At 64.2% G+C, this 13,114-nt stretch carries 13 protein-coding genes; 11 read left to right on the top strand and 2 right to left on the bottom strand.

All coding sequences use genetic code 11. From position 1 onward, the window contains the following. Positions 1-209: 209 nt before the first annotated feature. The 9 genes from A7A77_RS01190 to A7A77_RS01230 are packed head-to-tail and all read left to right on the top strand — an operon-like array spanning position 210 to position 6,818. Positions 210-1,037 (top strand): urease accessory protein UreD, encoded by an 828-nt coding sequence (locus A7A77_RS01190; protein ID WP_066552347.1) that lies wholly within the window; start codon positions 210-212, stop codon positions 1,035-1,037. Between the two features lie 13 nt (positions 1,038-1,050). Further along, positions 1,051-1,353: an urease subunit gamma gene (locus tag A7A77_RS01195; RefSeq protein ID WP_066552348.1), complete on the top strand. Its 303-nt coding sequence runs from the start codon at positions 1,051-1,053 to the stop codon at positions 1,351-1,353. Between the two features lie 13 nt (positions 1,354-1,366). Further along, positions 1,367-1,687, top strand: a complete 321-nt coding sequence (locus A7A77_RS01200; protein WP_216635526.1) for an urease subunit beta — start codon at positions 1,367-1,369, stop codon at positions 1,685-1,687. Position 1,688: 1 nt separating this feature from the next. Beyond that, positions 1,689-3,401 carry an urease subunit alpha gene (gene ureC / locus A7A77_RS01205; RefSeq protein ID WP_066552350.1) on the top strand — a complete coding sequence of 571 codons (1,713 nt, stop codon included), beginning with the start codon at positions 1,689-1,691 and terminating at the stop codon, positions 3,399-3,401. A gap of 10 nt (positions 3,402-3,411) precedes the next feature. Beyond that, complete coding sequence (locus A7A77_RS01210; RefSeq protein WP_066552353.1) at positions 3,412-3,966, top strand: urease accessory protein UreE; 555 nt, start codon at positions 3,412-3,414, stop codon at positions 3,964-3,966. Further along, complete coding sequence (locus A7A77_RS01215) at positions 3,908-4,636, top strand: urease accessory protein UreF (protein WP_245638344.1); 729 nt, start codon at positions 3,908-3,910, stop codon at positions 4,634-4,636. Before A7A77_RS01210 ends, A7A77_RS01215 begins: the two co-directional genes overlap by 59 nt. Further along, the gene (gene ureG, locus A7A77_RS01220; protein WP_066552360.1) at positions 4,633-5,262 is read left to right on the top strand and encodes an urease accessory protein UreG; all 630 of its coding nucleotides are present in this window, start codon (positions 4,633-4,635) and stop codon (positions 5,260-5,262) included. The genes A7A77_RS01215 and ureG overlap by 4 nt, the downstream gene beginning before the upstream one ends. Next, positions 5,259-5,486 (top strand): HupE/UreJ family protein, encoded by a 228-nt coding sequence (locus A7A77_RS01225; protein WP_066552366.1) that lies wholly within the window; start codon positions 5,259-5,261, stop codon positions 5,484-5,486. The genes ureG and A7A77_RS01225 overlap by 4 nt, the downstream gene beginning before the upstream one ends. Positions 5,487-5,489: 3 nt before the next feature. Then, on the top strand, positions 5,490-6,818 hold the full coding sequence (locus A7A77_RS01230; RefSeq protein ID WP_066552367.1) for an amidohydrolase: 1,329 nt from the start codon (positions 5,490-5,492) through the stop codon (positions 6,816-6,818). Between the two features lie 4 nt (positions 6,819-6,822). Here the strand turns inward: A7A77_RS01230 and A7A77_RS01235 are convergent, their stop codons facing one another. After that, positions 6,823-8,316, bottom strand: a complete 1,494-nt coding sequence (locus A7A77_RS01235; RefSeq protein ID WP_082835811.1) for an amidohydrolase family protein — start codon at positions 8,314-8,316, stop codon at positions 6,823-6,825. 381 nt (positions 8,317-8,697) lie between these two features. On the opposite strand from A7A77_RS01235, the gene A7A77_RS01240 reads away from it, so the two are divergent. Together A7A77_RS01240 and A7A77_RS01245 are read left to right on the top strand one after the other, a co-directional pair. Further along, the gene (locus A7A77_RS01240) at positions 8,698-11,025 is read left to right on the top strand and encodes a TonB-dependent receptor (protein ID WP_066552374.1); all 2,328 of its coding nucleotides are present in this window, start codon (positions 8,698-8,700) and stop codon (positions 11,023-11,025) included. 76 nt (positions 11,026-11,101) lie between these two features. Further along, positions 11,102-12,346 carry an MFS transporter gene (locus A7A77_RS01245; protein WP_066552377.1) on the top strand — a complete coding sequence of 415 codons (1,245 nt, stop codon included), beginning with the start codon at positions 11,102-11,104 and terminating at the stop codon, positions 12,344-12,346. A 10-nt stretch (positions 12,347-12,356) separates the two neighbouring features. On the opposite strand, the gene A7A77_RS01250 is transcribed toward A7A77_RS01245, so the two are convergent. Continuing rightward, a complete protein-coding gene (locus tag A7A77_RS01250) occupies positions 12,357-13,079 on the bottom strand; it encodes an SDR family NAD(P)-dependent oxidoreductase (RefSeq protein ID WP_066552556.1) in 723 nt (240 codons plus the stop codon). Positions 13,080-13,114: the final 35 nt, after the last annotated feature.

Here is a 13,114-nt window from a genome sequence, read left to right on the forward strand (position 1 = left end):
CAAAGCTGAAAAACAGCAGAAACCCAGCCTGTCAAATTGGGCCACTTCTCGTGGTTAAGGGCGCAGGTTGCGAAGCGGTGTGGCTTAATCGGGTCAACGATAACCGGCTACGCCTCGTTGCGGAAATCGCTACATTCGGCCCTATGTCTGACTGATTAGCTTTCAACCGCAATGCGCCAGATTTCCAGTTCCAGAGGCGACTCGCTCGAATGAGTAGCGCTGCTCCCGCGCACCAACGCCTCTCCGGCCAAGCGCGGCTGGCCTTTGGAGCGGCGGGCATTCGCGACCTCTATCAACGCGCCCCGTCGCGCTTTCTGTTCCCGGTTCCGGCGAGCGGTGAATTCCCTCTCGCCGTCAATCTCACCACCAGCGGCGGACTTACCGGCGGAGACCGTATCGCGGTGGAAATCGCGGTCGATCCGAACGCGTGCGGCAGCGTGACCACACAGGCTGCGGAAAAGCTTTATCGCGTCCTTCCCGAAGATGACGACATCTCGATCAAGACGCGGATATCGGTAGGCGATGGCGGCAGATGCGAATGGCTGGGACAGGAAGCGATCCTGTTCGAAGGCACGCGCGTTCGCCGGATGCTGGAAGCCGACCTTTCCGGAAATGGCGCCCTGCTTGCGGCGGAATCCATCGTCATGGGCCGTTCGGCCATGGGCGAAACCTTCACTCGCGGGTTGATCCACGATGCATGGCGCATTCGCCGCAACGGGCGGCTGGTCTGGGCAGACGGCATGCACATGGCAGGCGACATCGCCGCGATTGCCGCAAAGCCCTTCGGCTTTGGCGATGCGCGTGCCGTGGCCACTCTCGTCTATGCAGGGCCAGACGCGGCGGGCTTTCTCGACCTTGCCCGAACTCTCGCGCCGGAACCGGATGGCGGGGCCAGTTGCCTTGACGAGATATTGGTGCTGCGCTGGGCCATGGCCGATGCCCACGCGATGCGCGATCGGGTGATTGCGGCCGCTGGCGCACTGCGTGCCGCGGTTTTCGGGCTCGCGCCGCGTCTGCCGGTGCTCTGGACATGTTAAGGGGACAACTGCTGTGCAATTGACGCCACGGGAAAAGGACAAGCTGCTGGTCGCCGTTGCGGCGATGGTCGCGCGCAACCGGCTGGAACGCGGGGTAAAGCTCAATCACCCCGAAGCCGTAGCCCTGATCACCGAACACGTGGTGGAAGGTGCCCGCGACGGGCGCAGCGTCGCCGACCTTATGGCAAGCGGGGGCCATGTTGTTACCCGCGCGCAAGTGATGGACGGCATTGCCGAGATGATCCACGAAATCCAGGTCGAAGCCACCTTTCCCGACGGCACCAAGCTGGTGACCGTCCACAAGCCGATCCGTTGAAGGGAGGCACGGCATGAACCCCGAAAAGATCGTCCCCGGTGAAATCCTGTGCGCCGGGGGAGACATTCTCCTCAACGAAGGCCGCGAGGCAGTCGAACTGATCGTCGCCAACACCGGCGATCGCCCGGTTCAGGTCGGCAGCCATTACCACTTTGCCGAAACCAACCCCGGACTTGCCTTCGACCGGGATGCTGCACGCGGCATGCGGCTGGATATTCCCAGCGGCACGGCGATCCGGTTCGAGCCGGGACAGCAGCGGTCGGTGCGGTTGATCCCTTACGCCGGGAAACGCATCGTCACCGGTTTTCGCGGCGACGTGATGGGGGAGCTCTGACATGCCGGTTTCCATTCCCCGCCCAGCCTATGCCGCCATGTTCGGCCCCACCGTGGGGGACCGCATCCGGCTTGGCGATTCCGCCCTGCTCATCCGTGTCGAACGCGACTTCACCACTTATGGCGAAGAGGTGAAATTCGGCGGCGGCAAGGTGATCCGGGACGGCATGGGCCAAAGCCAGATCACCCGCGCCGAAGGTGCGGCCGACACGGTCATCACCAATGCCGTCATCCTGGATCACTGGGGCATCGTGAAGGCCGATGTAGCCATCCGGGGCGGACGAATCAGTGCGATCGGCAAGGCCGGCAATCCCGACACCCAGCCGGCGATCGACATCCCGATCGGCCCGGGGACGGAGATCATCGCCGGCGAAGGCCGGATCCTGACTGCCGGCGGCATCGACGCGCACGTCCACTTCATCTGCCCGCAGCAGGCCGAAGATGCGCTGAACGCGGGCGTTACCACCATGCTTGGCGGCGGAACGGGTCCGGCCCACGGCACGCTCGCCACAACCTGCACGCCGGGATCGTGGCACATCGGGCGCATGCTGCAGGCGCTGGAATCGATCCCGATCAACTTCGGCCTGTTCGGCAAGGGCAACGCCAGCCGCCCCGACGCGCTGGAAGAGATGATCCGCGCCGGAGCATGCGGCCTGAAACTGCATGAGGACTGGGGCACGACGCCCGCGGCGATCGACTGCTGCCTTTCGGTGGCGGACCGTTACGACATCCAGGTAACGCTCCACACCGATACCCTGAACGAAAGCGGCTTCGTGGAAAGCACGATTGCCGCGTTCAAGGGCCGCACGATCCACGCCTTCCACACCGAAGGCGCGGGCGGCGGGCATGCGCCCGACATCATCCGCGTGGCGGGCCTTGCCAACGTTCTCCCGTCTTCGACCAATCCGACCCGGCCCTACACGGTCAACACGTTGGACGAACATCTCGACATGCTGATGGTGTGCCATCACCTCGACCCGCGTATTGCCGAAGACGTCGCCTTTGCCGAAAGCCGGATCCGCAAGGAAACAATCGCGGCAGAGGACATCCTCCACGATCTGGGCGCATTCTCCATGATGTCGTCCGACAGCCAGGCGATGGGCCGTGTGGGCGAAACGGTGATCCGCTGCTGGCAGACGGCACACAAGATGAAAGTGCAGCGCGGCGCCCTTCCCGGTGACGATGCCGAGGCGGACAATGCGCGCGCCAAACGCTATATCGCAAAGTACACGATCAACCCGGCCATCGCGCACGGGATCAGCCATGTCGTTGGCTCGGTCGAGGTGGGCAAGCTGGCCGACCTCGTCCTGTGGTCTCCGGCGTTTTTCGCCACGAAACCCGACATGGTGATCAAGGGCGGCAGCATCGCCGCAGCGCCGATGGGCGATCCCAACGCATCGATCCCCACTCCGCAGCCGGTCCACTATCGCCCGATGTTCGGCGCACTGGGCAAGGCGGGGGTGCAGTCTGCGCTGCACTTCGTGTCGGCAGCGGGCATCGAACAGGACGTGGCGGGGCGGCTTGGCCTCGAACGCCCGCTTGAGGCGGTGGTCAACACGCGGGGCGGGATTTCAAAGGCCAGCATGATCCACAATGCGGCCATGCCCGATATCGCGGTCGATCCAGAAACCTACGAAGTGCGCGCCGATGGCGAATTGCTCACCTGTGAACCTGCCGCCGAACTGCCGTTCACGCAGCGCTATTTCCTGTTCTGAGAGGCCCGCCATGCATGACCTGACCGCGCGCGAAGTGCTTCCTGCCGGAACGTGGGACGCTGTGGCGGCCGACGATTTCATCGTGCTGGACTATGACGCCCGGCACCGTCGCCGTTTCCGGTATCTCGCCTGTGGCGGAACGGGGTTCCTGCTGGATCTTGCACAAGCCACCGTACTTCGCCACGGCGACGGGCTGCGCCTTTCCGACGGCAGGACCGTGCGGATCGAGGCCGAGCCGGAGACGTTGATGCAGGTAACCGCCTCCGGCCCGCTCGAATTGTTGCGGCTGGCGTGGCACATCGGCAACCGCCACCTGCCTGCCGAAATCCAGACGGACCGCATTCTGCTGCGCCATGACGGCGTGATCCTTCACATATTGCAGGGGCTTGGCGCGGAAGTCAGCCTGATCGAGGCACCCTTCACGCCCGAAGGCGGCGCCTATTCCGGCGATGGCCACAGCCACGCACACGCGCACGAACACGAAGGTCACGACCACACTCACGCGCATGGTCACTCGCACGAACACGACCATCACCACGAGCACCACCATCACGATGCTCACTGAACCGGCCCTGCACCTGTTGCTGGCATGGACGTCCCCTTCGCTGCCGATCGGGGGCTTCACCTATAGCCACGGGCTGGAAACGGCCGTGGATGCCGGCAGGGTGCAGCGCTGGTGCGAACTGGTCGACTATGTCGATGCCGTGATCGCGCGTGGCGGCGGGTGGGTCGATGCCGTCCTGATCGCGCGGGCAATGGCCGCCGCTCACGATCCGGCGGCGTTCGATGCGATCGCCGAACTTGCCTCCGCCTTTCGCGCCAGTAGCGAGACTGCGCTGGAAAGCCACCAGCAGGGCAGCGCCTTCCTTTCCGTAGTGCGCAAGGCCTGGACGCATCCGGCGCTCGATGCCTTTGCCGAACGGCTGGACGACCGCCCTTGCGCCCATGCCGCCGTATTCGCCCTTGCCGCCGCCCACCACGGGATCGACGCAACCGCCGCGATACACGGCTTCCTTCACGCCACCGCCGCCAATCTCATTTCGGCGGGCGTGCGGCTGGTGCCGCTGGGCCAGACCGACGGTCAGCGGGCAACGGCCGCGATCGGGCAGCGCATCGGCGCGCTCGTCACCCTTGCCCAGCAGTGTTCGCTCGACGATCTGGGAACGGCGACGCCTGCGCTTGAACTCTATTCCTTCCACCACGAAACGCTGTACACGAGGCTATTCCGATCATGACATCACACAACGGCCCCCTGCGCGTCGGCATCGGCGGTCCCGTCGGTTCGGGCAAGACGGCCCTGACCGACCGGCTGTGCAAGGCGATGCGCGATCACTGGAACATCGCGGCCATCACCAACGACATCTACACCCGCGAGGATGCGGAATTTCTCACGCGGTCCGGCGCGCTGGCGCCCGAACGGATCATGGGCGTGGAAACCGGCGGATGCCCGCATACCGCGATCCGCGAGGATGCCAGCATCAACCTGTCTGCGGTGGACCAGATGGCCAAGCGCTTCCCCGGCCTGGAACTGATCTTCATCGAAAGCGGCGGCGACAACCTTGCGGCGACGTTCAGCCCCGAGCTGGCCGATATCACGATCTACGTCATCGACGTGTCTGCGGGAGACAAGATCCCGCGCAAGGGCGGCCCCGGCATCACCCGGTCCGACCTGTTGGTGATCAACAAGATCGACCTTGCCCCGCTGGTCGGTGCCGATCTGGACGTGATGGACCGCGACGCGCGCAAGATGCGCGGTGCGCGCCCGTTCCTGTTTACCAACCTGAAAGACAACATCGGCCTTGCCGAGATCATCGAATTCATCGTGAAAACCGGCGGCCTGCCGGAAAGGACCCCTGCATGACCCTTACCCTTCGCAACTCCGCCACCGCCCTCGCACTTCTCGCCGGTTCGCAGGCTGCCTTCGCGCACCCCGGCCACGGGCTTGTCGAAACGACCCATGGACTTGTCGCCGGCGTGGTGCATTTCATCACCAGCGCCGATCATTTCGGCAGCATGATCGTCCTGGGTGTCGCAGCGATCGGCGCATTCGCCGCGTTCCGCCGCCGTCACAATCGCTCGGCCTGATCCATGCGACGCTCGCCCCTGTTCGCCGCTGCCGCCCTCACCCTGTTCGCCGCGCACCCTGCATGCGCGGCCGACCCGAACGAGGCGCGCGCGCAGATCGACGCCGGGTTCGAGCGCGCCTGGCCCGAGCTGGAGGCTCTGTACCGCGATCTCCACGCCAATCCGGAGCTGGCGTTTCAGGAACATCGCACGGCTTCAGTCCTTGCCAAGAAGCTGAAAGCGATCGGCTTCGAGGTGAGCGAGGGCGTCGGCAAAACCGGTGTCGTGGGCGTTCTGCGCAACGGCACCGGCCCGGTCATCCTCATCCGCACCGAACTGGACGGCCTGCCGATGGAGGAAAAAACCGGACTTCCCTACGCCAGCCGCGCCCTGCGCGAGAAGGACGGGAAGGAAACGCTCGTCGCCCACTCCTGCGGGCATGACATACACATGACCTGGTGGATCGGAACGGCGCAGGCTCTCGCCAGCATGCAAGATCGCTGGCACGGCACGCTCGTCTTCGTTGCGCAGCCAGCCGAAGAGATCGTTTCGGGCGCCCAGGCGATGCTCGACGACGGGCTCTACACCCGCTTTGCGCACCCCGATTATGCATTCGCGGCGCACATCGGGTCCGATCCGGCCGGCTCGGTCACGATCAAGCAGGGCTTCACCACGTCCGCAAGCGATGCCGTGCGGATCGTGTTCCACGGGCAAGGCGCCCATGGCTCCATGCCCGACAAGAGCATCGATCCGGTTGTGATGGGCGCACGGTTCGTAACCGACGTGCAAACGGTGATCAGCCGTCAGAAGGACCCGATGAAATTCGGCGTCGTCACTGTCGGCGCGTTCCACGCCGGAACGGTGGGCAACATCATTCCCGACCAGTCCGAACTTCTGCTGACGGTGCGATCCTACGATCCGGACGTCCGCAAGCAGCTGCTGGACGGGATCGACACGACAGCACAGGCCGTGGCGGCGATGGCCAAGGCCCCGACGCCGGATGTCGAGCACCAGCGCGGCACCGGTTCCGTGATAAACGAACCCGAACTTGGCGCGCAGGCAGCGGACATGCTGGCCAAGGCGCTTGGCCCTTCGCGCATCACGCTGATTCCGGCAAGCGAGCCGGGCTGGACCGCGAGCGAGGACTATTCCGAATTTGCCGACAACGGAAAAGTCCGGTCGACCTACTTCAGCATCGGAGGAACGCTTCCCGAAACGGAACAGCGGTACAAGGCGGAAGGGAAGCCGGTTCCGGTCAACCACTCCCCCTATTTCGCGCCCGATCCCCTGACATCGATCAAGACGGGCGTGGAAACGCTGGTACTGGCAACGCTGATGGTCGCCGGAAACTAGACCTTCAGGCTTCGCCGCAGTGCAGGCCCTTGGCATAGAACGCCAATGTTGCCTCGGCAGTAAGGGAGATCTGGCCGGCATCGGGCGGAGACTTGGCTCGCGCCGCGCGGGCCGCAGCGACAAGCCGGTCCTGCAGCGCCGCCTCGTCCACGCCGGCGACCCGCCCGTGCCTTACGACTTCGCGGCCTGCTACCAGCAAGTGCGCGACATGGGCGCGCGTCGCGCGGGAAAGCAGCCATTCGGGATCGGCAGGCAGCCCCTCCAGATAGTCCGATGCCATGGCCACCCGGTCCAGAAAGAGGATATCCGCCGGGGCACCGGCCGTTATCCGCCCGCCGCCATCGGCCCCAAGGATTGCCCTGCGCCCGTCTTCCCATGCGGCATGCAAAGTCGCAGTCGCGTCAGGCCGCGCGACCGGCCCTTCCTCATGGCGGCACGGCTGGGTCAGCATCAGGTGGGCGAGGCGCAATTCGCGCAGCATGTCCTGATCATCGTCCAGCGCCATGCCATCCAGCCCCAGTCCGAACGGCACTTTGCCGCTCTGCATATCGGAAAGCGGCGGAAGCCCGGACCGCAGCCGCAAGTTGGACGACACGTTGACCGATACGGTCACGCCGCGCTGCGCCAGCAGGTCGATCTCGTCCCGGCGCAACCATACCCCGTGAGCAACGGTCAGCCGCGGTGAAAGCAGCCCCATGGCATCGAGCCAGTTCACGAATCCGTCCGGAAAATGGTGATCGGCCCATTCGCGCTGCAGGCGCGTCTCCAGCAAGTGAGTATGGACGCGCCGCCCGGTTTCGGCGGAAGCGCGGGCAATCGCGCGCAATGTTTCGGGCTTTGCCCATTGGGGCGCGACCGGATGATAATGCAGCGCAAATCCGGCATGTTCGAAGGCCCGCGCCTCATCGAACAGCGCCATGTTGGTCGCGCAATCGCGCAAGGCCCGGTCCATCGTGGCGACGGCTTCGCGTTGCTGCGGCGGAAACATTTCGGCAAGCGCAGCATGAGAACCGTAGACCATGGGATTGGCATCGAAGAACGGCCATCCGAACGCGACGCGAATGCCGACATCGCGGGCTGCGCGCGACACGGCTTCCGCCTCCTGCAACAATGCGCTGCCAACCTGCGTGTTATGGCAGTGATAGACCGCGCCGATGCCCGAACCCGCCATGCGCGCAAAGGCGAGCGCCGCCGTGTCGTACGGGTCGACTTTGGGTTGGCGGGCAAGGTTCACCATCCATTGCTCCAGCGGCGCATCGGCAATGCCGCAAGCCAGCGTGGGCAACCCGCGCCCATGATCGTGCGCGTTGGCCAGCGCCGGCATGGCGATCAGCGAGGCCTCCTCGCGCGTCAGGTCTTCAGGTGAAACCGGCAGCAGGTCGGCGATGCACCCGTCCGGCCCCACCGCGATCTCGTGTGGACCGGCAGGCGCCGCACCGGCGGCGCACAACACAGCACCGACGCGCCATGTCCGCGTCCGGGATGAATTTTCCGTCATTGCTCGCACATACCCTTCAAGCAGCCGTCGAAGGCTATCGTGGATAGCAGCGCCATTCCAGCCACGCGTTGTTCGAGAATGGCCATGGCGTGTTTCCTGCTTGCGAACGCGAAAGGCCCGATCGGCATGTTCGGAACCAAACGCACAAGAATAGCAACGCACCTGTTCGTTTGTTGCAATAGCGTGACGGGAAAATGTGAAACACCTTGCCACTCAACCAAGCCCGCTTGGTAGGAATTCCAAGCAGGTCAAGGGGCGTGCGGGGCAAAACTGTCGCGCAGAGTCCACTCGCCGTTAAAAGCGGCGGCGCACCGCTTCATGTTGAAGCGCGGGCGATGGCGCGGGCTGCGGGAGGCAACAGTACAAGAGGGATCAGAATTTATGTCGGAAGTATCTTCGTTGCCCACTAACCGTTTCAGGGCTCGTCTCTGGATCGGTCTTTCCCTTGCTGCCGCGCCAATGGCACTGGCGGCGGGAAGCGCCCACGCCGCCGAAGCGGCAGAAGACACTCAGACAGGCGAGATCGTGGTTACCGCGCAGCGCCGCGACGAAGTGCTGAGCGACGTGCCGCTCTCCATCGCCGCCTATTCGCAGGAAACGATGGACGCGCAGGGCATCCGCAGCATCGAAGACGTTGCGCGGATCACTCCCGCGCTGCAGTTCTCGGCCACATCCGGCGTTGCCGGCAACAATGGCAGCAACATCTACATCCGCGGCCTGAAGTCTGACGTGGGTTCGTCCACCACCGCGATCTATATCGACGATACGCCGATCCAGATCCGCAACATCGGTTATTATGGCGGCAACCCCTATCCTCGCGTATTCGACCTTGATCGGGTCGAAGTGCTGCGCGGTCCGCAAGGCACGCTGTTCGGCGCAAGCTCCGAAGGCGGCGCGGTGCGCTTCATCACGCCCAGCCCCAGCTTCTCCGGAACGGACATCTATGCACGCAGTCAGGTTTCGTTCACCGAACACGGTGATCCCAGCTACGAAGGCGGCATCGCCGTCGGCGCACCGATCAGCGACACGCTGGCGTTCCGCGCCAGCGGTTGGTACCAGCGCCAGGGCGGCTACATCGACCAGGTCGAACAGGGCACCGACGATGTCATCGCCAAGGATGTAAACTGGCAGAAGAACATTGTCGGTCGCGCGGCGCTGAGCTGGCGCCCGATGGAAGACCTGACCATTACGCCCAAGGTGTTCTACCAGTACCTGCGTCAGAACGCGCGCAACGATTTCTGGCAAGGTTACGGCGATGAAAGCGACGGCGACTACCACACCGGCGTCTATCAGACCGAACCGACCCGCGATCGCCTGTTGCTGCCCGCGATCAATGCCGAATGGGCGATGGGCACGGTAACGCTTGCGTCCAACACGTCTTGGCTGAAGCGTGAACAGTACCAGACGCTCGATTATTCGACCTATTTCTCCACCCTGCGTTCGGGTTCGCCGTTCGGGTCCTATTCCAACAAGGACATCACGAACATGAGCGACTTCCTGACGCTGCGTCAGCGCAATTTCACGCAGGAATTGCGCGCCTATTCATACGACAACCCGCTGATCGACTGGAGCGTCGGGGTATTCTACGCCCGCAGCCGCCAGTTCTTCTCCAACTATACCTCGTCAGGTCGCATCCCCGGCGTTCTGGTAAGCGGTTTCCCCCAGTATGAGGACCGTTACAGCCTGGTCGATATCATCCAGGCCAACGATCGCCAGTATGCAGGCTTTGCCAGTATCGACGTCAAGCCGACTGAGAAGCTGACGCTCACTGCCGCCCTGCGCTATACCAAGATCGACTTCGATTTCACGGAAACGAAGGATGGCCCGACCAGCGGCGGCGTGCGTACGACGGTCAACTCCAATACCAGCGAGGGCGCATGGACTCCCAAGGTCGGCGCCAAGTACAACGTCGATGACGACACGATGCTTTACGGCTCGGTCAGCAAGGGCTTCCGCCCTGCCGGCGCCCAGCCCAGCACCCTGCCCGAACGCTGCGCAGGCGATCTGGAATCGCTTGGGCTGAGCACGAGTTCGGTACCGACCAACTTTGAATCGGATTCGCTCTGGTCCTACGAAGCCGGTGCCAAGGGCCGGCTGCTCGGCGGTGCGATCGCCTATGACCTCAGCGGATACGTGGTGGAGTGGAAGAACATCCAGCAGGCGGTCCGCATGAACTGCGGCTTCAGCTTCGTGTCCAACCTTGGCGATGCCAACGGCAAGGGTCTCGAATTCTCGCTGGAGGCAAAGCCGGTGCAGGGCCTGTCGGTTGGCGGCAACCTCGGTTACACCGACATCCACTACGCATCAGACATCACCCAGGCCAACGGCACTCTGCTGCGCGCCGACGGTGAACGTTTCAGTGGTCCGCTGTGGACGGGGCACACTTACGCGAACTTCGAAACGCCGGTCAGCGACACGATGGATGGTTACCTGCGGGTGGACTATACCTTCACCAGCAAGGACACGATTCCTTCGGCGGTCGGCACGTTCGGTTACGATGCCGCACTCTATGCCCTGCCGGGCAAGGACTTCGTCCAGATGCGGCTCGGCATGCGCAAGGGCGCGCTTGACGTGTCGCTGTTCGTCGACAACCTCACCAACTCTCGCGACCTGCTCTCGCGCGGTCACGACACCCCCTCGGCCACCCTGTTCTACGCCCAGAGCTACCGGCCGCGGACAGTCGGTCTGACCTTGCAATTCAATAACTGATACAAGACCCTGGCGGGAGTGCCGCGGAGCGATCCACGGCACTCCCGCTCTCTATTTCATGAAGGAGAGGCAAGACGTGTCGAATGGTTCCGGTCAACAAGCCGCGATAACCGGCACGGGCCTTCTTCCGGCGTGGAGCGGCCCGAGTCGCCAGATTCTCACGCTGGTTCTCGTCTACACCATCGGCCTCGGCTCCATGGCCATGGTGGGCATGCTCTCTCCGCTTACCGCGATCGTCGCGAATGATTTCCGCACTGGTCCGGCCGCCATTGGCTGGACCATTTCGCTGTTTTCCCTGCCGGCGGCCATCACCTCCACACTGGGCGGCGGGCTGGTGGACAAGCTGGGGCCTCGTCGGATCCTCCTGCTCGCGCCGCTGCTGCTCGCGCTGGCCGATTTCCTGATGATCAAGGCGAGCGCCTTGTGGTTGTTCGATTTCGCCATGGTGGTTGCGGGCGTCGCCTATGTCGGCGTGCTGAACGGCGGGGCGGCGATGCTGATGACCAGCCTTGAAGGGCCTCTGCGCGCGCGGGGAATGGCGCTTTGGGCCACTTACGCCCCGGCGGGATTTTCTGCCGGCCTTCTGCTTTCCGCCCTGATCGCGGAATCGGGCGACTGGCGCTTCGCATTCGTCGCGCACGGCGTGGTCATGCTGGTCTGCGCGCTGGGTGCCGTGCTGCTGCCGCATGTCACATCAATTGCCAGCAGCGGAGAATCCGAATCGGCTTTCTCGCGTTTGAAGTTGGGAATTTCCAGTCCCATACTTCTCCTGCTCGCGCTGGCGGCAGCGCTTCCCAACATGGTGTCATACGGCACCAGCCTTGTCGCCACCGGCTACCTGGCGGAGACGCGCGGCGTATCTCTGGCAGCATCGGCCTCCATCGTCGCGGGTGCCAAGATCATCGCCGTCCTTGCCGGAAGCACGGTCACCGGCGCGCTGCTGGCCCGGCAAACCGCTCCGCTGCGCCTTTATTTCGGCATGGCCGTAGTGGGCGGTATCGCGCAATTGCTGCTGTTCTTCCCGGGAAGCCCGCTGGCACTCGCCGTCGCCGGACTGATGGCCTGGATTTTTGCGTTCGGTGCGCTGTCGGGCATCTGCATGGCATTGCTGCCGCGCGTTGCCGAACGGGCTGGCGGTGCCGGGTTGGCGGCGGGCATCGTCAACCAATTCGTTTCGCTCGCTTCGTTCCTCACGCCGGCGATCTATTTCGGCGTGTCGGGCTGGCAAGCCTATATCGCGGTGGCGGTCGCCGCTCTGGTTGTGGCCCAAGTCGCCCTGCGCTGGGCCGGCGCACAGGCCAAGGGCGATCTCACGGCCTGACGGCCCGGCATCAAACCGCCGTCTCGCCGCCATCCAGCGGCAGCATCGCGCCATTCACGTAGCTCGCCGCGCCTGACAACAGCCACGCGATGGCTGCGGCAGCTTCGCCCGCGTCGCCATGGCGGCGCAAGGGTATGCGCGCGTCCATCGCCGCGCGCGCCTCCGCCGGATCGGACTGACTGGCCCAGAACGCATTGGTCTGCGGCGTGTCGATCCAGCCGGGAAGGACCATGTTGACCCTGACCCCGCGCGGCCCCAGCTCTGCCGCAAGACTGCGCAGCAGACCGGCAAGACCGGCCTTCGTCGCCTGATATCCGTGCGTATCGGGCTTGCCCCGCAAGGTTGCCGTGGACGATACGAACACGATGCAACCCTTGCTCTGTGTCAACATCTCCGCCGCGGCCTGAGCCGCAAGAAACGGCAGTCGCAGGTTGATGGCGGCGGAACGGTCCCAGTCCGACGCCTGCCACTGTTCCAGCGCAGCGCCATGCATCATCGTTGCGGCGACGACGACGCTGTCGAGCCCATGACCATCCGCAGCAATCTCACCACACAGTTTCTGCGGAGCGAGCGGATCGGCAAGGTCCATGCCATGGAAACGCACGGCTTTCGGTGCCGATGCCGCGCCTTGCGCATCGTCAGCCAGCCAGACGGCATCACCACTTGCGATCAACGCGCGCGCAAGCACACCGCCCAGACCGGCCGAGCCCCCGATGATCAGATGTGTCTTCACGGCAAACAGGTCCCCCAGAGCATAACGTGTTTCCT

This window comes from Croceicoccus bisphenolivorans, assembly GCF_001634625.1.
Taxonomy (GTDB): Bacteria; Pseudomonadota; Alphaproteobacteria; order Sphingomonadales; family Sphingomonadaceae; genus Croceicoccus; species Croceicoccus bisphenolivorans.